13 protein-coding genes and 1 pseudogene are annotated in these 21,483 nt (G+C 54.5%); 4 read left to right on the top strand and 10 right to left on the bottom strand.

Translation table 11 applies throughout. From position 1 onward, the window contains the following. Nucleotides 1-8: 8 nt before the first annotated feature. Nucleotides 9-1,217 (top strand): restriction endonuclease, encoded by a 1,209-nt coding sequence (locus M4NBBH2_RS11010; protein ID WP_116271008.1) that lies wholly within the window; start codon nt 9-11, stop codon nt 1,215-1,217. A gap of 62 nt (nt 1,218-1,279) precedes the next feature. Here the strand turns inward: M4NBBH2_RS11010 and M4NBBH2_RS11005 are convergent, their stop codons facing one another. The 7 genes and pseudogenes from M4NBBH2_RS11005 to M4NBBH2_RS12430 all read right to left on the bottom strand — a co-directional run bounded on the left by M4NBBH2_RS11005 (nt 1,280) and on the right by M4NBBH2_RS12430 (nt 8,222). Beyond that, nucleotides 1,280-2,035 carry a GntR family transcriptional regulator gene (locus M4NBBH2_RS11005; RefSeq protein WP_238691410.1) on the bottom strand — a complete coding sequence of 252 codons (756 nt, stop codon included), beginning with the start codon at nt 2,033-2,035 and terminating at the stop codon, nt 1,280-1,282. 132 nt (nt 2,036-2,167) lie between these two features. Beyond that, on the bottom strand, nt 2,168-3,592 hold the full coding sequence (locus M4NBBH2_RS11000; protein WP_116271007.1) for a DASS family sodium-coupled anion symporter: 1,425 nt from the start codon (nt 3,590-3,592) through the stop codon (nt 2,168-2,170). A gap of 132 nt (nt 3,593-3,724) precedes the next feature. Continuing rightward, the gene (gene purB, locus M4NBBH2_RS10995; RefSeq protein ID WP_116271006.1) at nt 3,725-5,083 is read right to left on the bottom strand and encodes an adenylosuccinate lyase; all 1,359 of its coding nucleotides are present in this window, start codon (nt 5,081-5,083) and stop codon (nt 3,725-3,727) included. A gap of 211 nt (nt 5,084-5,294) precedes the next feature. Beyond that, a pseudogene (locus M4NBBH2_RS10990) lies at nt 5,295-6,191 on the bottom strand (IS256 family transposase); the annotation flags it as partial. A 34-nt stretch (nt 6,192-6,225) separates the two neighbouring features. After that, on the bottom strand, nt 6,226-7,473 hold the full coding sequence (locus M4NBBH2_RS10985) for an IS256 family transposase (protein WP_116269216.1): 1,248 nt from the start codon (nt 7,471-7,473) through the stop codon (nt 6,226-6,228). A 50-nt stretch (nt 7,474-7,523) separates the two neighbouring features. Then, nucleotides 7,524-7,895, bottom strand: a complete 372-nt coding sequence (locus tag M4NBBH2_RS12245) for a transposase (protein WP_125064675.1) — start codon at nt 7,893-7,895, stop codon at nt 7,524-7,526. Nucleotides 7,896-7,916: 21 nt separating this feature from the next. Then, on the bottom strand, nt 7,917-8,222 hold the full coding sequence (locus M4NBBH2_RS12430) for an Eco57I restriction-modification methylase domain-containing protein (RefSeq protein ID WP_441900434.1): 306 nt from the start codon (nt 8,220-8,222) through the stop codon (nt 7,917-7,919). An 83-nt stretch (nt 8,223-8,305) separates the two neighbouring features. On the opposite strand from M4NBBH2_RS12430, the gene M4NBBH2_RS10970 reads away from it, so the two are divergent. After that, nucleotides 8,306-9,553, top strand: a complete 1,248-nt coding sequence (locus tag M4NBBH2_RS10970) for an IS256 family transposase (protein ID WP_116271002.1) — start codon at nt 8,306-8,308, stop codon at nt 9,551-9,553. Here the strand turns inward: M4NBBH2_RS10970 and M4NBBH2_RS10965 are convergent. Genes M4NBBH2_RS10965 through M4NBBH2_RS10955 form a run of 3 tightly spaced genes read right to left on the bottom strand, consistent with a single transcriptional unit; the run spans nt 9,550 to nt 19,820 of the window. After that, complete coding sequence (locus tag M4NBBH2_RS10965) at nt 9,550-11,778, bottom strand: N-6 DNA methylase (RefSeq protein WP_116271001.1); 2,229 nt, start codon at nt 11,776-11,778, stop codon at nt 9,550-9,552. The two genes, M4NBBH2_RS10970 and M4NBBH2_RS10965, sit on opposite strands and share 4 nt — an antisense overlap. Before the next feature lie 9 nt (nt 11,779-11,787). Continuing rightward, nucleotides 11,788-14,580, bottom strand: coding sequence for an SNF2-related protein (locus M4NBBH2_RS10960; protein WP_116271000.1), 2,793 nt, complete (start codon nt 14,578-14,580; stop codon nt 11,788-11,790). A 20-nt stretch (nt 14,581-14,600) separates the two neighbouring features. Further along, the gene (locus M4NBBH2_RS10955) at nt 14,601-19,820 is read right to left on the bottom strand and encodes a DEAD/DEAH box helicase family protein (RefSeq protein ID WP_116270999.1); all 5,220 of its coding nucleotides are present in this window, start codon (nt 19,818-19,820) and stop codon (nt 14,601-14,603) included. Nucleotides 19,821-19,874: 54 nt separating this feature from the next. Here M4NBBH2_RS10955 and M4NBBH2_RS10950 point away from each other — a divergent pair, with 54 nt between their 5' ends. Next, the gene (locus M4NBBH2_RS10950) at nt 19,875-20,396 is read left to right on the top strand and encodes a hypothetical protein (RefSeq protein ID WP_116269329.1); all 522 of its coding nucleotides are present in this window, start codon (nt 19,875-19,877) and stop codon (nt 20,394-20,396) included. Further along, nucleotides 20,375-21,466 (top strand): IS3 family transposase, encoded by a 1,092-nt coding sequence (locus M4NBBH2_RS10945; protein WP_116270888.1) that lies wholly within the window; start codon nt 20,375-20,377, stop codon nt 21,464-21,466. The genes M4NBBH2_RS10950 and M4NBBH2_RS10945 overlap by 22 nt, the downstream gene beginning before the upstream one ends. The last annotated feature ends 17 nt before the right edge of the window (nt 21,467-21,483 follow it).

Genomic DNA, 21,483 nt, shown 5'->3' with positions numbered 1-21,483 from the left:
GGTCCGGCATGGAAGTTCCCTATCAAGCGCTTGAAGAGAGCGATCTTTTTGTTGACTGTGTCTATAAATCCGGTCCTTACCCGAATCTCGCGGGTGAAGTGATCACGAAGCTCGTTCCGGGGTGCCCGAATCTCGGAGGCTTCCGGAAGGTCTATAACCAGCGGACGAAGCGGATCGCTTATATCGTCCTCTACACCTCGATGTGTGAGCTCGCCTGGCCAGACTTCCTCGATACCGAAACCGGTGTCCTCCGCTACTACGGCGACAACCGAAAGGCCGGGAGATCGCTTCTCGACACCAGGGGGAAGGGGAATCTCCTCCTTCAGGAAGTGTTCGGGGAGCTCCACGCGGGTGACCGGTCTGAGATTCCGCCTTTCCTGATTTTCAAGCGCCATGGCACGGGGCGCGATATGCGTTTCCTCGGGCTCGCCGCTCCGGGCGCTGCCGGGCTGCCGCCGGACCGGGACCTCACCGCTCACTGGAGAACCGTGGACGGTGAGCGGTTCCAGAATTACGAGGCGTACTTCACGATTCTCGATACCGGGAGTCAGCCTGTATCCAAGGCGTGGCTTCGGGCTCTCTGGCACGGGGATCCGGATAGCCTCAGGCTCGCCCCGCGCGCCTGGCGGGATTTCGTCCGGGAAGGCCGCCCGGGGCTTCACCCGCTGAAGGCTCCGAGGCTTTCCGAATTCCCCTCCCCCTTTGATCAGCTGCAGAGTGACATGGAGGGGCTGCAGTGTCTCAGCCTCATTCGGGAGAGATTCAAAGATGACTCATTGGGTTTTGAACAGTGCGCGGCGGACCTCGTCTCGAAACTCGATCCTCACTTTGAAGGTTTCACCTTCAGCCGCGAGTGGCAGGACGACGGCCGGGACACCGCGGGCCGCTATCGGATCACGACGGGCGGCACGGTTCACCCGGATGTCAGACTGAGCGCCGCGCTTGAAGCCCGGTGCTATGAGGCGGAAAAAGGGGTAGAGGTGTCCGAGATGACACGCCTGATTTCTCGAACCGAGCGGCGTAACCTCGGGGTCATGGTGACGACAGGCTATATTTCGGAACCCGCCTATCGGGAAGCGATCGACGGGAAACATAAAATCCTGATTCTCACAGCCACTGATATCGCGCGGATTCTCCGGGATAGCGGGATCACGGCAAGCGGGGTGCCCGCCTGGCTCGATTCATTGGCGGAGAAATTCCATCGCGCGTCCGTCTAGCCGTACCGACCCCAAAGCGCAGCGGACGCTTCACGTTTGTTCGGCCGTGAATCGTCCACCCGCTACTTCGACTCAATCGTGAGATTGAAGGCGTAGCGTTCCCCCGGGTGATAGCTCACGGTGATGAGGATCACCTTCCCCTTTGGGTCAAAGTAGCGCCGGAGAATCCGAAGCGCGGGCTCTCCTTCTTTCGCGTGAAGGGCTTCCGCGGGTTCCGCGGGGAGCTTTGTCGCCTCAATCGTCTGACGCACCTCGGCGCACGTGTCACCGTAAACCGACTGGATAAGTTCAATCATCAGGATATCGGGGTGAGCCGGGGCCTCGGTGACGAGTTCCTGCCGATCGCGGCTCACGTATTCGCTGGTCCAGGCGACTGGCGGCTCCCCTGCCCTCTCCCCTACGCGCACCATCGTGAAGCGGATCATCGTTTCACCCGGCACCGCGTGAATCTGATCGGCTCGTTCCTTACTGATCACCACTTCCTCGATCTTGAGGATCCGGCGCTTGTTATTCGACGCGAGGCGGCCGAGGTCAGAGAGTGTTGAGAGCTGCTGCCCGAAACCCTGCGTGGAACCGCGGCTGATCACGCGTGTCCCGACATGCGGCGTCCGGCGGATGAGACCGTGGCGCTCAAGCTGCGCGAGCGCCGCCCGCACCGTGAACCTCGAGACCCCTTCCCGCTTCATCAGTTCCATTTCGCCTGGAAGGAGAGTGCCCACCGGATAGAGACCGCTCGCGATCGCGCGGGTCAGTTTATGAGCCAGTCTGTCCTTCAGCAGTACGCGGGTCATCGTCCCATCCTCTTTTCTGGTGTACATAAGAAGCCGGCTTCTATTGTAGTAGCGGAGAATTACAGGTTTGTGAAAAAAAACCGGAAGGAGCCGCTGCGGACCCCTTCCGGGAACAGAGAGAAACAGTAGAGAGTTAGTTTGGATTTCTGTAAGGTCTTCTTAGTAGAGGCCGATCAGCTTCCACCAGGCCATGCCGGTGATGAAGACGAGGAGGACGTTAAGCGTCACCACGCAGAAGTTGATCTTGTAGAAGCGCGGGCGCTCGAAGTAACCCTGACCGAAGTAGATCGGGCCCGGGCCGCCGGCGTATTCCGTAATGCCCCACATAATATTGGAGAAGATACCGAAGCAGACCGCGACCATCAGAGCCGGAGCGCCGCAGCCGATAGCCACCGCGCAGAACGGGACATACATAGCTGCCACGTGGCCGGAAGCGGTAGCGAAGATGTAGTGGAGGTAGATATAGGCGAAGCCAAGGACGATGAAGGCCACGAGCCAGTTCGTACCAACAAGCTGCGCCGCGACCGTCGCGGACATCCACTTGATGAAGCCAAGCTTCGTGAGACCGCCGGCGAGGGAGATGATGACGCCGAACCAGATCACGGTGTCCCAGGCCGCCTTTTCAGAAAGCACGTCCTTCCACTTCACAGCGCCCGAGATCAGGAGGTAAGCCACCACGCCGAGGCCGATCGCGTTAGCGTCGTAACCCGTGAGCATCGTGGTCGCCCAGCCGACGAGGGCGAGGATGAAACCGATACCGACCAGCTTCTCCTGGTGCGTCAGAGCGCCAAGCTCACCGAGCATCTTCTTGCCGAGCGCCTTCGCTTCCGGAGTCTTATTCATCGTGGGCTTCACGAGGAACTTCGTCACGTGCGGAAGAAGAACAAAGCAGATAGCGGCGGGGAGCAGAGCGGCCCAGAGCCAGGTGCCCCAGCTGATATCCACACCGAGACCTTCCTTCGCGAGGTGCGCGCAGAGCGGATTCGCGGCCATACCGGTAAGGAACAGAGCGCCCGTGATCGGTGTGACCTGAAAACACGTCATGATGAGGTAGTCACCGATCTTTTTCCCGGACTCACCAGGGGTGGAACCCATCACGTCGTTAATTGACTTCGCGATCGGGAGAATGATGCCGCCGGAGCGAGCCGTCACGGAAGGCATGGCAGGAGCCATCACAAGGTCGGCGCAGCCGAGCGAATACGCGATACCGGTGGAAGAACCGCCGAACTTCGAGAGCATCAGGTACGCGATACGGCGGCCGAGACCGGACTGGACGAAGCCAAGCGACAAAACGTACGCCGAGAAAATCATCCACACCGTGCCGGACGCGAGACCGGAGAGTGACTGGCTGAGAGTCAGCGTGCCTGAGAAGTAAGAAACCGCGAGCGCCGTCATCATCACGGCGCCGGACGGCATCGGGTTAGTCAGAATCGCGGCGATGGTGCCGAGGAAGATTCCGAGCATGTGGATCGCCTTCGGGTTAAGACCCGCAGGCACCGGGAGGAACCAGATGATGATACCGACCGCGATCGGTACGATCCAGCGCCAGAGCTGGACTCCAGAGGTTGCAGAAGCTTTTGGCATGATTTTGTCCCCGCTTTGAACGGTGATCTTTGTAGTGACGCAGTGATAGGCTGCTGAGGTACTGCTTTGCCCCAGGCGGAAGAGGATCCCGCCTGAGGCGCGGCCCCGGAAGAATCCGGGGCGGAGAAGGCGTTAGGAATTCGCCTTCTCACCGAACTCGGCTTCGACGCGGTCCACGAATTCGGGGGCGAGACCGATATAGGTGAGCGGGTTCAGCATGTGGTCGAGTTCATCCTCGGTGAACGCGGCTTCCACTTCAGGCGTACGCATCAGGACGTCCCTCAGCGGGATTTCCTTCTGATAGGCTTCCATGCAGGCCTTGTAGACAATGGAGTGAGAGGTCATGCGGCCAAGCTTCGTCGCGAGGTGCATCATCACGCATTCGCTCATCATCAGACCCTTCTGCAGGAAGAGGTTCTTCTCCATGTGCTCCGGATAGACGATCAGATTCTCAAGGATGTACTTCGACTTCGCGAGAGCGCAGCCAAGGAGGTGGCAGGCGCGCGGGATGCCTTCCCACTCGGAGAGGAAGCAGCCCCAGTCGCGCTCAGCTTCACTCACCATCGACTCGACGATCGACGGGGCGATCGAGCGGACGTTGCGGCAGAGGGCGAGAACGTTTTCGCAGACAGCGGGGTTGCGCTTATGCGGCATCGTGGAGGAACCGACCTTACCCATGAAGAACGGTTCTTCGAGTTCCAGGACTTCGGTACGCTGCTCAGTCAGCACTTCGTGAATAATGCGGCCGATGGTGCCTGCGCAGATCGCCAGCGTGCTGACAAATTCGGCCTGATTGTCACGCTGGACGTGCCAGGCGATCGTGGGGCAGCGGAGACCGAGGATCTCAAACATGCGCTTCTGGGTTTCAAGGCCCTTCTCAGGCTGAGAGGCGAGCGTGCCGACGGCACCAGCCATTTCACCGACGAAGACACGCGGAGCCATCTCTTCAAGGCGGGTGATGTCGCGGCCGAGTTCGTCAGCCCAGACAGCGGCCTTGTAGCCGAAGGTGATCGGCACAGCGTGGACAACGTGCGTACGGCCGGCCATCGGGGTGGTGCGATACTTCTTCGCGAGAGCGAGACAGGCCTTCAGGCAGGCCTTCATGTCGCGGAGAATGACCTGGTAGGCGTCGCGTTCAAGGAGGACCATGCCGGTGTCGACAATGTCCTGGCTCGTGGCGCCCCAGTGAACGAATTCACCGGCATGATCAGGAAGAACCGCCTTGAAAGCGCGGAGCAGCGGCACGATCGTGATCGAGGACTTGTAGAATTCGCCGATCGACGGGATGTCAAGGAGCTCAGCCTTCGCGTACTCATTGATCACGTCAGCCTTATCCTTCGGAATAACGCCGAGCTCACCCTGAGCCTTAGCAAGAGCGGCTTCCGTGTCGAGCCACTTCTGGGCCCAGGACTCGTCGCTCCAAATCTTGCGCATTTCGTCCGTGCTGAACATCGAACCGTGGATCTGGCTATCAATTGCGGTAGACGGCATTTTTTTGTCCTCTGTCTTACAAAGTTTGGGGGAGAAAAGCTGATTCTTTCAGCTGATCCCTTACCCGGTTATTTGGATGAGGACATTGTTCCGCTTTGTCTGGTTTCAAGCCCTGAAATCAGATATTTGAATTGATATCAGTCAATTTATAACGATTAGTAGAATTTTTTAATTGAGGGTGTGTAATTTTTTGTGGGCGGCTCGTTCAAGGTTAATCGATGTAGGGGGTGATTCGGTCACCAAATAGCACAACCAATTCTCTCATAGCGGCACTCCAGTATGGAGAAGGCCGCACCCATCTTTTCTCTACTTTCCGGATTGCCAGAAAGAGAAGTTTCAAAGCAGCCGTTTCAGTAGGGAAAGCAGCTCGGGTCTTAATTACTTTTCTTAGATCCCGATTAAGGCTCTCTATGGCATTGGTTGTATAAATAAGTCTGCGGATATTTGGGGAAAAATCAAAGAAGGGGATCACCTTATCCCAGGAATCGATCCACTGTTTGGCGATGTAAGGGTATCTGAGCCCCAGTTCCGACTGTGCAAAAGCGTCCAGTTCCTTCCGCGCATCAGCCGCGTTTACGGCCCGGTAAATGGGCTTCAGCGCGCCGGCTACGGCCTTGTAATCCTTATATCCGACGAATTTCAGACTGTTCCTGATCAGGTGAACAATGCAGGTCTGCAGCAGAGTGTTGGGAAAGGCAGCTTCAAGCGCCTCCTTCATTCCCTTGAGTCCGTCTGTGACAGCAATCAGAATATCAGACACCCCCCTGTTTTTGAGTTCAGTGAAGACCTTAAGCCAATATTTTGCGCTTTCGTTATCAGCGACCCACATCCCCAAAACTTCCTTGCGGCCCTGGGCGTTTACGCCCAAGGCAAGATGGACCGCTTTCGGGGTAACAATGCCATTATCACCTCGGATTTTGACTCGAATAGAGTCAAAGAAAACAGTTGTATAAAACGGATCCAGAGGACGGTTCTGCCATTTTTCAACCTCAGGAAGGATGGCGTCCGTAACATCGCTGATAAATTCGGCACTGGTCTCCATACCGTATTCATCATAGAGAAAGCCTTGAATTTCCCGGGTTGAGAGCCCTCTGGCGTACAAGGCGAGGGTGTGTAATTTTTTGTGGGCGGCTCGTTCAAGGTTAATCGATGTAGGGGGTGATTCGGTCACCAAATAGCACAACCAATTCTCTCATAGCGGCACTCCAGTATGGAGAAGGCCGCACCCATCTTTTCTCTACTTTCCGGATTGCCAGAAAGAGAAGTTTCAAAGCAGCCGTTTCAGTAGGGAAAGCAGCTCGGGTCTTAATTACTTTTCTTAGATCCCGATTAAGGCTCTCTATGGCATTGGTTGTATAAATAAGTCTGCGGATATTTGGGGAAAAATCAAAGAAGGGGATCACCTTATCCCAGGAATCGATCCACTGTTTGGCGATGTAAGGGTATCTGAGCCCCAGTTCCGACTGTGCAAAAGCGTCCAGTTCCTTCCGCGCATCAGCCGCGTTTACGGCCCGGTAAATGGGCTTCAGCGCGCCGGCTACGGCCTTGTAATCCTTATATCCGACGAATTTCAGACTGTTCCTGATCAGGTGAACAATGCAGGTCTGCAGCAGAGTGTTGGGAAAGGCAGCTTCAAGCGCCTCCTTCATTCCCTTGAGTCCGTCTGTGACAGCAATCAGAATATCAGACACCCCCCTGTTTTTGAGTTCAGTGAAGACCTTAAGCCAATATTTTGCGCTTTCGTTATCAGCGACCCACATCCCCAAAACTTCCTTGCGGCCCTGGGCGTTTACGCCCAAGGCAAGATGGACCGCTTTCGGGGTAACAATGCCATTATCACCTCGGATTTTGACTCGAATAGAGTCAAAGAAAACAGTTGTATAAAACGGATCCAGAGGACGGTTCTGCCATTTTTCAACCTCAGGAAGGATGGCGTCCGTAACATCGCTGATAAATTCGGCACTGGTCTCCATACCGTATTCATCATAGAGAAAGCCTTGAATTTCCCGGGTTGAGAGCCCTCTGGCGTACAAGGCCAGAACCTTGTCCTCAAACCCCGCCAGCTGGCGTTTATGCTTAGGAACGACCCTCGGCTCAAACTCTCCCTTGCGGTCTCTGGGTACGTCAATACGGATATTTCCAAGGCTGGACGATTTGAGGGTTTTCGAACTATGCCCGTTACGCTCATTTTCGGTGACACGTTTACCGCCTCTTTCGTAACCGAGATGATTGGTCATTTCACCGTCAAGCATTTGAGTCAGCAGCCGACCGAGCATATGGGCCATAAGATTTTCCGCATCCTCTGCGGTATTAATCTCAAGCCCGGATTTCTTGGCGTTTTCTAAAATCTGTCCTGCAACACTATCCAAGGGGTCTGTCTTTCGTTTCATTTGAGGCTCCTCCAAGAGCAATTATCTCAGAGTCACCCACAAAATTTTCCTCACCCTCTACAAGGCCAGAACCTTGTCCTCAAACCCCGCCAGCTGTGGCGTTTATGCTTAGGAACGACCCTCGGCTCAAACTCTCCCTTGCGGTCTCTGGGTACGTCAATACGGATATTTCCAAGGCTGGACGATTTGAGGGTTTTCGAACTATGCCCGTTACGCTCATTTTCGGTGACACGTTTACCGCCTCTTTCGTAACCGAGATGATTGGTCATTTCACCGTCAAGCATTTGAGTCAGCAGCCGACCGAGCATATGGGCCATAAGATTTTCCGCATCCTCTGCGGTATTAATCTCAAGCCCGGATTTCTTGGCGTTTTCTAAAATCTGTCCTGCAACACTATCCAAGGGGTCTGTCTTTCGTTTCATTTGAGGCTCCTCCAAGAGCAATTATCTCAGAGTCACCCACAAAATTTTCCTCACCCTCTTATCAGCAGAAGGAGGCATATTCAGGAACTCTTCTGACATCCGTCCTTCCGACATTGCTTTAATCATTCTGGCTCGAATGGCTCCAGTCTTTGCGTTGGCAACTTCCGGATAGCGGTTCTCGAACCATTTCACATCCTCTACCTTGGCTTTTTCCCAAGGAGGATTCCCCAATACACAGTCAAAACCTCCGTTTGCAAAAACAAGCGGAAATTCAAGGGGCCAGTGGAAAGCAGAAGACTCTGTACAGGTATTTGATGCAAATTGAATAACAGAATCATCCGTCTCTAAAAGAGAGGGTGAGGAAAATTTTGTGGGTGACTCTGAGATAATTGCTCTTGGAGGAGCCTCAAATGAAACGAAAGACAGACCCCTTGGATAGTGTTGCAGGACAGATTTTAGAAAACGCCAAGAAATCCGGGCTTGAGATTAATACCGCAGAGGATGCGGAAAATCTTATGGCCCATATGCTCGGTCGGCTGCTGACTCAAATGCTTGACGGTGAAATGACCAATCATCTCGGTTACGAAAGAGGCGGTAAACGTGTCACCGAAAATGAGCGTAACGGGCATAGTTCGAAAACCCTCAAATCGTCCAGCCTTGGAAATATCCGTATTGACGTACCCAGAGACCGCAAGGGAGAGTTTGAGCCGAGGGTCGTTCCTAAGCATAAACGCCAGCTGGCGGGGTTTGAGGACAAGGTTCTGGCCTTGTACGCCAGAGGGCTCTCAACCCGGGAAATTCAAGGCTTTCTCTATGATGAATACGGTATGGAGACCAGTGCCGAATTTATCAGCGATGTTACGGACGCCATCCTTCCTGAGGTTGAAAAATGGCAGAACCGTCCTCTGGATCCGTTTTATACAACTGTTTTCTTTGACGCTATTCGAGTCAAAATCCGAGGTGATAATGGCATTGTTACCCCGAAAGCGGTCCATCTTGCCTTGGGCGTAAACGCCCAGGGCCGCAAGGAAGTTTTGGGGATGTGGGTCGCTGATAACGAAAGCGCAAAATATTGGCTTAAGGTCTTCACTGAACTCAAAAACAGGGGGGTGTCTGATATTCTGATTGCTGTCACAGACGGACTCAAGGGAATGAAGGAGGCGCTTGAAGTTGCCTTTCCCAACACTCTGCTGCAGACCTGCATTGTTCACCTGATCAGGAACAGTCTGAAATTCGTCGGATATAAGGATTACAAGGCCGTAGCCGGCGCGCTGAAGCCCATTTACCGGGCTGTAAACGCGGCTGATGCGCGGAAGGAACTGGACGCTTTTGCACAGTCGGAACTGGGGCTCAGATACCCTTACATCGCCAAACAGTGGATCGATTCCTGGGATAAGGTGATCCCCTTCTTTGATTTTTCCCCAAATATCCGCAGACTTATTTATACAACCAATGCCATAGAGAGCCTTAATCGGGATCTAAGAAAAGTAATTAAGACCCGAGCTGCTTTCCCTACTGAAACGGCTGCTTTGAAACTTCTCTTTCTGGCAATCCGGAAAGTAGAGAAAAGATGGGGGCGGCCTTCTCCATACTGGAGTGCCGCTATGAGAGAATTGGTTGTGCTATTTGGTGACCGAATCACCCCCTACATCGATTAACCTTGAACGAGCCGCCCACAAAAAATTACACACCCTCCTAAAAGATTCTCAGAATCCTCAATTACCCGCCAAAGAATTTCGCTGGTAGGTACTAAATCTTGAGTTTCTTCAGTCTTGCGGCACATAAAGGCTCCGATCAAAAGATCACAGGCCTTTTTCATCCGATCATCAGAAACCGTATTCAGATACTTTTGATAGGCTTTTGCTTTCTTCTTTTCATCGTCAAGCGTTGAAGAAGGCATGGTTTCGAGAAGACTCAATAGCTGATCCTGACGAGTGTCGACAAAAAGATCCAGAGTCTCTTCTGATGCCAGTTTCTGTAGGGATTTTAGAGCGGCATTATTGCGTTTCGAAATCGCTGTACAAATTGCTTTGATATCGTTTCCCGAAGCTTTGTATGCCTCTTTAGGAATCCCGAGCTTCAGTGTTTTCAAATTCATCACGCCGACGAGAGAATTCCCCACTTTCAGATGATGATCCAGGAACGATAGCGGCTTATTTTCAGCAAAACCTTCAAGCCACAAAGCCATACGAGCGAGTTCAACAGCAAGAGGATTCATATCAACACCGTAAATACAGTGCTGAATTACTTCTCTCAAAGCATTTCGGTAAGACTGGGGTGTGACAATTCCATCCAGAGATCGGACTTTAGCGAGCTGCTCCGCAATCCGGCGGGCCGCAGCAAGCAGAAAATGGCCACTGCCACAGGCCGGATCAATAACTCGGAGAGACAGAAGGGCTTCCTGAGGATCGCTCGGATTATCAGACAGTCTTTTTTCAATAACAGGGTCCAGAGCGGTTTTAATCAGATTCTGGACTAAGGAATCCGGTGTGTAGTAGCTGCCGGTTTTCTTCCGCTCACTGGAACCAACGGTGTTGTTAAGGAAAGAAAACTCGCGGCGCTGAGGATCCGCTACCGGGACAAGCTCCAGGAGACTCTCATAGATACTGCCAAGTTCCTCAGTCCCCAGGTTTTTATAGTCAATCGCGGTGTATGTGCCATTGATGGTTGCCCAACGCATCAGCTTCATAGCGTTGAAGAACACCACGTTAGACAGCCTGGTGTCTTTAAGGTGAGGGCACTCATCAGACGCGAAGAGACCGCCAAGAGCAGGAAGAGCCAGCAATGGTTCTCCGTTATCAAGCCCCTGGAAAACGATCTTTACGGATTCCCAGGCGTCGGAATACCTGTTCCGGAAATAGGATTTAAGAGACTGATCCCGGAACCGGTGGAGCGCGTAGCCCGACAGGTATCTGGCGGTGGCTGCCTGATTTTTCTTTGAATCGTCTTTTATATTGATCAGATTCCGTTCTTCAAGACAGAAGACAAAAAGGAATCGATACATGAGACGTAGGAGCTCATGCGTATAGTCTTTGGCGGAAAGAGAGCCATCAGAAAGCGCTTTTCTTAAGGCTTCGTTTTCAGGATGGGCAATAAAACCCTGACCAAACGTCAGAAGGGCCTCAGTAATTGAGCCTCTGAGCGCCTCGCGTGCCGGCTGCCCGGCCTCTTCCCCCTCTTTGATCCACAGATCCCAGGCCGTATTTCCATCAATCAGTTCCGCTCTTGAGGCATGGAGCGCCATCCAGAGATGTAGGAATTCCGCGTAGTCGTCGTTAGCAAGAATTTCCTGGAGATTGAATTCCAAATACCCAGGGCGGGTCAGGGACATCGCGTCACGAACAAGACGAACCGCAGTGCCGTTAAACGCGAATCCCCACTTATAGCGGGTGTCCGCATTCAGAAGGTCCTGGACAAGGGTAAAAGCGGATTTCTTGGACTGGCTGCCCCCAATCACGGTGAGCTCGGGTCGGGCATCGTCCAATCCTGCCGGAGCCGACACTACCGTCACAGGGAGATTACTGACGAGAAATGCAACCGGATATTGGCGTTCATCGCATTCAATAATGGTTTGGGACTGAATGGTGTACCCGAGCACTGAGTTAAAGAAGATCCGGCCCCACTCCTTGGTGCGGCTCAGACGATCCGCTTCAGAGAGATCCGTGCGGGTCAGGGTGTCTTTAAATCGGTCCCATGAGGCTTGAGCGATACGGAAAGCGCGTGAGCATTCCTCTTTCAGGGTGAGTCCCGGGAGAATTTTGTAGTCATCGATTGACTGGCGCTTGTTTTTCCCAAGAAAAGCTTGCTGAATCTGATCTGGAAGAAAGAGAGCACCCTGAATATCGCAGCAGGTGGAATTAAATTTCTTATTGGTTTTCTTCATGGTTCAATCTCATTCTTCATCAGCAGGCATCAGTACAAAGACACCCATGACATCAATCGGGAGACAGGGGGCAACTTCCGTGACGGATCCCTCCGCTGAGTATTCCTTTACCTTCTGGTGATCCGTTTTCAGCTGCTCCGCACGTTCCTTGGCAAAGACTTCAATTGCCTCTTTCTGAGACGCAATAAAGTCCATGGCAGAGCGAATCTGCTTCTCCGCCACAACAGACGTGAAATTACCGCTCGCGCTCAGAGTAAGAAGCGACTGAGCGGTTTCAGAGGATTCCCATTTGGGATCCCGGATACCGGTCACTGCAACCGGCTGGATTTCCTCTGAAAGCAGATAACGTCTTGTCTGATTCCGGTAGGCAATGCGGATCTGGTATCGAAGACGCAGGAGATATACACGGGTCACAGCGGAGACCTCAGACGTCTGAGCAATAGCTGTCCGGGAGATCAGGCGGCTTTCTTCCCTCAGAGCTTCATCGACAACACCTTCAGAGAGGGTATTGATGAAGGGAGAGGTACGGTGCAGGGTGTCGAAGTCGATGATGTCGTTATTTTCGAAGCCCTCATCCTCAAAACGGGCGACAAGCGACTTGTTCTGCAGCGACACCAACGGGAAACGGTAGCGATTGTTCTTCAGAGGCTCAAGCTGAGCGCCGAGTGATGCGCAGGCTGACTTTGAGAACTTTTCCACGTCCGCGTGGCTGCCAAGGGCTTTTTGCTGGGCTTCCCAAAGAGGATAAATATCTTCCGGATGAATAGACTGCTGGGCAAACACAGTGCGCTGCTGCTTCATTTTTTCGAGTGCGTTCGTCCACACTGTATTCATGTCACCGAGGTCTTCTGAGGTGAAGAGCGACATCTGCTGATCATCGTAATTGAACTGTCCATTCCGATCCCTGAAGAGCGAAGCGCGGAGAAGCGCCTTATCAATCGCTTCCTTCTTTTCCGGGATCGGCACAATCACGCCGAGATCCTTCTTGATCTCCTCACTCTTTCTCAGAATGACCTTCAGGATGAAGCCGTCCACGGGGTTATTTTCGCCGTAGATCATCGAGCAGCGGACTTCCTTTGCCTTCTGACCGAAACGGTCAACGCGACCCTCACGCTGTTCGTGGCGGGTTGGGTTCCAGGCGAGGTCATAGTGAACCACAGCCGTGAAAAGATCCTGCAGATTGATACCTTCAGAGAGGCAGTCTGTCGCGACAAGTACGCGCTTCTCTTTTTCGCCGAGATCATTGACACGCTCTTCCCGCTCGCCGGGGACGAGTTCGCCCGTGACGCAGCCAATCGCGACATCATCCTCTTTCTTCAGTTCTTCCTTCAGCGCGTCGTAGACGTACTGAGCCGTTGCGACAAAGCGGCAGAAGATGACGGGATTAAAACCCTCCGCCAGCAGTTCCTTCACGTGCTTAGCGAGGAGCCGGATCTTCGGATCGTTCTTGCTTCCAGCGAGCGTCCTCGCTTCCGCAAGAAGCGTATTCAGTTCCGCTGACTCATCAAACCAGAGTGCCGGCTCAACGTCGGAGTCTGTTCCTTCATCGACGTTATCGAGGTCATTGATGATGAAATCCTCTTCCTCAACCGAATCCCCCTCCTGATTCTTCAGGCGGTTATTCAGCGCCTGGACTGCGGCGGCGGGTGAGGATGACACGCAGCGGAAGAGAGCCAGTACTGAGTACCAGATCAGCTGATTTTTCTTCCCATCGCGGTCAATCACTTTCTGGCAGTATTCCTGAACATCCGCGAAGAACTGATCCCACCTGGCAGTCAGCCGGTAATTCAGTTCTGTCGTCATACGGGTCGGGAACCCTGTCATACGGTCAGCACCGGAGACTTTCCATTCCTCAATATCTTTTCTGCGGCGCTGAACGAAGTGTTTAGCGAGATCCTGACGGAGAGGATCGTCACTCTTCACTTCACGCCCTTTCAGTCCCAGGAATTTTTCATCCAGCAGCGAGAGAAGGCTATAGAAGCCGTCCTCGTTACCGGAGTGAGGCGTTGCGGTGAGAAGGATCATGTGGCGGAAAGCATCCGACGCCAGTTTATGGAGCAGGTCGAATCGCAGCTGCTTATCCCGTGATCCAGCTTTCACGCAGGTATGCGCCTCATCCACCACGATGAGGTCAAAATTCATCGCGTAGAAATAGTCGCGGTGCTTATCGCTTTTGATGTAATCCAGACTCACGACGAGCACGGGGAAGGTGTCTGAGAGCGTATGACCATGCGGTACCTGGCGTTCCAGCCGCTGCGCGGAAGATCCGGTCAGCGCGGTCGCCTCAATATTGAAGCGATCGGAAAGCTCTGACACCCACTGCTCCACAAGATGCGGAGGGCAGAGCACCGCGAACTTCGTAATTTCGCCGCGGTCCAGCATCTCGCGGACAATGAGCCCGGCCTCAATCGTCTTACCGATACCGACGTCATCCGCGATCAGCAGGCGCACAGTTTTCTGTCGCATTGCCATGAGAAGGGGCACCAGCTGATACGAGCGCGGCTCAACCGCGATACTGCCGAAAGACCGGAAGGGACCGGCGCCGCTTCGAAGCTGGAAGCGGAGCGCGTCGTAGAGCAGCTCGGCAGAAGAATAAAGCGTTCCGAATTTCGTCGGATCGGGGAGCGGGAACTGAGCGAGTTCCACCGGTTCCCGTTCGAGCTGCGGCATCAGCTCTGTGATTTCATCATCGGCGCCTCCGATCGGGCGGAGCTTCAGCCAGTCGTCTTCAGAACCAGACTGAACAACCCAGGTGCGGCCGCGGGCCTGGACGAGATTGCCGGGAAGGAACGTATTACTCATATTTTTCTGCCGTAAATAACTTAGTTGCTGCTTTTCAGATCAGGGCGAGTGCTCATGACTGTGCCCCAGCTGTCCTCGTTACTGAGATCCAGTACATCCCAGCCGAAGTCAGCGAGACTCTCCCGCGCGTCATCACTCACAGGTGTGAACGACACGCAGCAGAGGGCGTCGGTATAAGCACCGTCAAATTTGAGACCAAGCGCCTTGAAGGTCTTCGGAATCTTATCCGGAACGCGGTATCCATATTCGACGGCCCAGACCTGGAAGTGACCCATTGGAGTATTGCTTTCGCCATTTTTGTCTGATGACGTCGGAAAAAGTTTCACGGTTTCAGGAGCCGCTGCTGTCCCTTCCGTATTCGCGAGTCCCACGAGGAACTCGAGAACCTTCGGATCGCGCCGATGGATGAGCTCATGCTCCGGCTGATTGAAGTACGTGAGAAGGCAGCTGTAGCAGCCATCCGCGCAGCTTTCCTTCGTATCCACGAGGTCTTCAACCTTCAGCCGCTTCACGTTCTTAAACTCGTAATGCATAAGGGAAAGCGCTTCGCGCGCGAGAGCCCGAAGGTAAGTCTTCGGATCCTTGCTGATCTCGCGGAGGATTCCGGCACCGCCTTCACCCGTTTCGTAAATCAGGAGGCTCTTCCGGTCCTGATTCCCCGGAAGCGGCTCGATCGAGATTTCGTTTGACTCAATTTCGAAATACTGCTCAATCGCCCGCTTCAGAGCGGCCTGCAGGGTCGCCATGAAGACCTGGCGGTCTTCACCTTCGCCGAGATCCACATTCGGCTCAAAGAGAAGGATGTTCCGGGTATCCGTCACGTAGGGGACGATCACCTGGGACTTGGCGTTTTTCTGAGCCTTGTCCTCTTTCTTGTTCTCTTTTTCTTCCGCGTCGGGACCTTCGTTCCGCCAGTAGCCGGTAAGCGGGTTGATGACAAAGCCCTTCGTCTTCTGATTCAGGCGGTACTTCCAGCCGAGATTCACACGCCAGATAGAGGCGGCCGGCGCGTAGCTGATCGTCGCGAGCGGCTTCTTCCCTTCCATCACCTCCGTCCGTTCAGGCTTCGTGTCGCCGAACCGGTAGAGCGTCTGCATGTCGAAACCCTGATTCTGGCGATTCTCATCAATCGTCGTAATACGCTGGATTTCCGTTGTTTCGACCATGGTGACGCGGTAGAGCCCCTGAATAATGTTTTCCTGATGGAGCTCGTTCCCACAGTTCTCGCATTCGTTATAGACCGTCCCATTCATGACATGGGCATAGCCGCAGTGCGGGCAGACGATCACGGAGTCAGTCGCGAGGTTATCGGACGCCGTAGCGCCCCCCGCCTGGACCGAGATCTTCAGACGGTCTACCCGATAGATTCGGCCGCGGTGATAAATCACGTTCCGGGGACCGAATTCTGCGAGACCGAGGAAGCGGGAGCGAGAAATCACCGTGGAATCGTTTCTCGATCCGCTCGGGTCCGGGATCCAGGCAAGCAGCGGCATCGCCGGGAAGTTGTACCCGGGGAGGAAGGCCTGGCTCGCGAGATACCGATACGTGTAGAAATCGTTGTTGGTCGACGTGAGTGAGGCGCTCTCAAGGAGCTCCCGCTGTTTCTGGGCATCCTGCCAGCGGCTCTTCGCGCTGTCCCTCTCTTCAGCCGTGATGCCGTAGCGCCCCAGAGTCTCGTTAACCAGCCGGATCTGCTCAAGCGTAGCCCGGTAGAGAGCCCGCCAGTTATCGAAGCTTGCCTCAAACTCCCGGGGAGCGGACTTCATCACGGATTCCACATAGGTATCCGTGTACCAGGATTGTTCAGAGAGCGAGAGCTGAGAGGCGACCGCGTTGCCAAACACGATGGCGTCCTCAGTCACACGGGGAGCGGTGAGGCTCTCCATGATCTCTTCTTTCACCGGGTAGCCGTCCTCAGGCTTAGCGAGATCGAGTACCTGGCTCACCGTGATCGGAAGATCGATACAGGCGGCCGACATCCAGATGGAATGCATGTGGCTTCGGACAAGGGCCTCGTTCCCGAGATCCATTGTCGGCGGCTTCACCACGCCCTGAACCATCTGCTCAGGCTTGTGGAAGAACCATTGATCGTGCGGGCTCATCGCGGAGCAGTAGCTAATACTGAGCGCTTGATCACCGGACCGACCGGCGCGGCCGGCACGCTGTACATAGTTTGCCGCGGTCGGCGGGATATTCCGCATATAGACGTAGTTCAGAGCCGAAATATCAATACCCAGTTCCATCGTGGGTGAGCAGTAGAGAACAGGGAGCCGCTTATAAGGCACCCCGGCGTGGAGCTCATTCCACTTCTTCTCATCCTCGGGACCGCCCCGGAATCGGATTTCAAGATCCTGACGCTCCTCCGCGGATACCTGAGCGGTATGCTCTTCCGCCTCAAAGTCAAAAAGTGCCTGACCGTCCGTCGCCATCGTGTCCGCGACATCGAGGTAGAGAGTACGGTAATAGGAATTGAACTTTTCGTCTGTCGGTTCCTTCGACTTGCTCCAGAGGACGCAGCTGTCGACAAGCTGATAGTAAGTGCCTTCTTTGGTCTGCGTCGGTTTCAGATACCCGCCCTGACAGAGCGCCTTCGTCATATCGACGAGCAGTTCATGCATGGCCTGACGGTTAGAGCGGATGACGGCGCCGGTATCGTCCTTGATCCCGTCCCAGATATCGAGCTTCCCGAGTGTCGGGATAATGCCCGACTTCTCCGTGAATTTCACGGTGCCCCCGAAGCTCCAGGCTTTCCGGTCGTTCGTATTCAGAACAAACGCGGTTCCCACCGTCTGATGGTGAGACTCAGGGGAGAGGGACGAGAAGCTCCAGCGGGGCGTGAGAAGACCGTACTCACGGGCACGGGCCGTGTCCTGCTCCTTCGGATCGAAATAGATCGACGAGATGCAGAGACGGTGCCGGACCTCATCCAGGAACCGCTTAACAAGCGTGAATCGTTTCTGGGGCCCCAATTCGAGAAGTGCTCCGTTCGAGCCGAAATTCGCGCCGTCCCTGCAGAAGTTCTCCAGCCCCTCGTAACTCACGGAAAGGAGGTGCAGCCGCTCAAGACTCGGGCTCGTATAGAGACCGCGATCCTGGAGTTCATTCAGGAGCTGGAAGGAGAGCGAGAAGCGAAGGGCGGACAGCGCCTTCGTGAGGAGCTGCCCGGTTGTGGTATCTGGTTTCAGCAAATACTCGCGTTTCGCGGCTTCGTCTTTCTCATCATTAAAGCGGAACACCGTGCAGATGGCGTCCACGATCTCGGGAAGGCGCTTTGGCTCGGTTTCATTTTCGAGCGCCCGGATGAGACCGCTTCGGAGAATCAATTGGCTCACGAAGTCATTAAAGTGCCCCGCCTGGAGCGCCGTGTCCTGACGGTTATCGGAGAAACCGAGGAGCTTCCGGAACGCCTTATGTTTGTCATCTGAAAGCGGCATGTCGTAAAGCTGCCGCAGGATCTGAAGGCTGATGATCGTGGTCGCGGAGCTGCGGCCTTCGCCGGAAAGTCCGGTGAGGCGGTGCTTATCGCGCCCGTTTGCGGAATAGGTGTGAAGGCAGTTCACGCAGATCTTGAATTTTCCCGTGAGGAGCCAGAAATCGGTGCCGATCCCAGAGCTGAAGCCTTCAGGAGAAAGCGTGAGACGCTGCGGGATATCCTTCCGACGGGAAGTCTTTACCCGCTCGGAATTTTTCGGATCCAGCCATTCATCCGGGAGATCAGTAATTTCGCCCGTGAAGAGCTGCCCCTCGGTCACCGGGCAGATGTAGCCGTAACTCGTGCTATCCCCAGCCCGCATCTCATCCATCGAGCGGGGTTTGACATTCACGACCGCGCCTTCGTTTGTGCGCGTAATCCAGACCGGGATGTATTCCTGACCGCAGTCACGGCAGAAATAAGCTTCGAAAAGCGGAATGCGCTTATTCGAGTCCTCGGGATCCGCGACAGAGGTCTGCCCGTCAAGCGTGATCGTGCGTTTGCCAGGTTCCCCAAGCGTCACATAAACCTTTCCCGGACCGCTGATGAACTGATGGAGCTTGAAGGGGAATGGATTCCGACCTTCAGGCGTTCGGATTGAGTTTTCCGTTCCGAACTGAGAGAGGAAGTGCTTCAGCGCTTTCTCCGTGGTTTCAGGGTCCGTGCCGGCGGCTTCCGACAGATGCTCCACAATCGTTGTGACTGACTGCGGCATCGCGCGGGTAAAGCGATCCGTGATGCTCAGCTTCCGCTCAAGCCACTCGGCGAGCGGGTTCTTCTTGAAGCCCTCAAAGTCGAGTGGCTTCAGGTGGGCAGACGCTGCGGATACCACTTCTCTATGCAGATCCGCCTGGCTGATTTTGTCCACTTCCACCGCGTCCGTCACCCCCTGCAGGGTTTCGTTCACGACGTGGTTTGCGTCAATCCGGGTACCGAAAATCTTCGATGCCACTTCAGACACCGCCCGGTTCTGTTCAGACCGTTCGGGGGCGGAGGACATCGTGGCGGACGTCCCGATGCAGATCAGGTGGTCCGCTTTCAGCTGCGAGCGGAGGCGGCGGACAAGGAGCGCGACATCGGCGCCCTGACGGCCGCGATACGTATGGAGTTCGTCGAGCACCAGGAACTCAAGCCCCTCGCAGTTCTGTACGATCGGGCGATCGGGAGAACGCATGAGGACGAGTTCCAGCATCATGTAGTTCGTGAGCAGGATGTCCGGCGGATTCGTGCGGAGCACCTCACGCTCGGCCTCGGTTTCCTGCCCCGTGTAGCGCGCCACGGTGAGCGGCGTCGGGTGCCCGGGGTTCGTCAGGAACTTCTCAATTTCTTCCTTCTGCGAATTCGCGAGCGCGTTCATCGGGTAGAGGATGATCGCCCGGGTGCGAGGTTTCGGATCGGTCGCTTTTTCTTCAAGGATCCGATTGATGATCGGAATAAAGAAGGCAAGCGACTTACCGGAGCCGGTGCCGGTCGTCACGATGTAAGACTCTTTCTTTCTCGCGAACTCGATTGCCTGGGCCTGATGGAGATAAAGCCTGAGCGACTTTCCGTGTTTATCTCGGAAAATCGCGCCGCACTCCGGATGCAGCACGTGATGGTCACAGAACTCCTGAACGGTTCTGTCCGTCTGGTAGCAGGGGTTGATCTGAATCAGCGGCTCAGGCCAGTAGGCCTTTAGCTCCTCATTCACTTTCTCCCGGATATCCTCGGATTCAATCTTCGTAAAACTCCGACTGAAGGATTTGTAGCTTTCAATCAAGCGGTCCATTATCTGTCAAAATAACTTTCGCCACTCTTTCAGTCTTACATGGAGTGGTAAAACATGCGATATTCGCAGGAGTTTATAGATAACCTCGTGGCCCGCATTCTGAGCAAAGAGCTTCGAATCTCTGAAGCCTCCGTTCAGTACTCGATAGGCAAATCAACAATCAGGTACTGGCTCGAGAAGGCAAAAGAGAAATCAGACTGCGTCACGCTGCCTAACACAGGAATTTCCAAGCCCATGGCCGACCTTAAGCTTCCTAAGGGTGTGACCTACCTGCAAGCCCATACCGCTGTCAACGCCAAAGCATTCCTGAGCGAGACTGACTTCGGTCAATACTGCCGTAAACACGGCTATCTCGCATCCACTGTGGACGCCTGGGCCGAATGGTTCAGCAAACACCCGGATGCCGTAGACAAGAGACAGCATGAAGCCCAGGCTTCCGCTATTACCGAGCTCAAGAAGGAAAACGCAAGACAGGCTCAGGAAATTTCCAGAAAAGACAAAGCATTGGCTGATGCTGCGACGATGCTGATGCTGTCAAAAAAAGCCGAGGCGATCTGGGGGGAAAAGGAAAACTGATCAGTGCCCAGGATCGTCAGGAAATTATTTCACTGGTCGATTTCGGTCAATCGCTGGGACTGTCGCAGAGGCTGTCCTGCGAAGCAGTTGGAATTACTCCGCGTACATTGCAAAACTGGCGGCATGCCCCTGATGGCGATGGACGGCTCGACCGGAGCAATTTTACGAGCTCCCGGCAAATCCCGGAGGATTTGCGGGAGCAGATCGTGGAGCGATTCTGTCGGGAGGATGTGCGCGATCTCAGCCTGACGCAGGCTTTCTACAAGCTTCTGGATGAAAACAAGGAGTACTGGTGTTCTCTCTCTACGCTTTACCGTCTTTTCAGAGCGCGGGGATTGAACGCGCGCCGCGCTCCCACCCGGAAAGCCCGTCTCCGCAGCAGGCCGACCGCTTACAGCGCGGAGAAGCCTAATGAAGTATGGACCTGGGACATCACCTATCTTCGCTCCAGCACTTACACGGGCAGGTTCTACTACGCGTACGTCATTGTCGACGTCTATAGCCGTATGGTTGTGAGTGCCAGGGTGTTCGACGCAGACAATGCTGATTTTGCCGTGCGCTTTCTCGGAGATGCCTTCAGAAAATATGGAATCAGGCCCGGACAGCTTGTCGTGCATTCAGACAATGGCGCGAGCATGAAAGCCGCGCCCACTATGGCTTTGCTTGAGAAGAACGGAATTATCTTCTCGCACAGCCGTCCGCGAGTCAGTAACGACAACCCGTATTCTGAGTCCTTTTTCCGTACGCTTAAGTACAGCGGCGATTGCCTGTATCCCCGAGACGGCTTTAACAGCGTCGAGGAAGCTGAACAATGGGTGCAAAGTTTTGTGGAACATTACAACGAGCACCACAGACATCGCGGCATCCGAATGGTTACACCCAGACAGCGTTACCGCTGCGAAGATGCGGAGGTGCTGCGCCGACGCAGGGAAACGATGCTGGAGGCTCGCAGAAACCACCCGGAGCGCTGGATCGGCGATTCCGTGCTGAACTGCACTCCGATCGGCAGGGTATGGCTTAACCCCGAAAATGGACAGCTTGAGGAAAAGCGTTTGCCGGGGGCTGCTTGAACAAACACTGCAACCTA

Source organism: Mesosutterella multiformis, assembly GCF_003402575.1.
GTDB lineage: Bacteria > Pseudomonadota > Gammaproteobacteria > Burkholderiales > Burkholderiaceae_F > Mesosutterella > Mesosutterella multiformis.
Note: the sequence above shows the minus strand (reverse complement) of the source record. Positions and strands in the feature narration are given on the sequence as shown.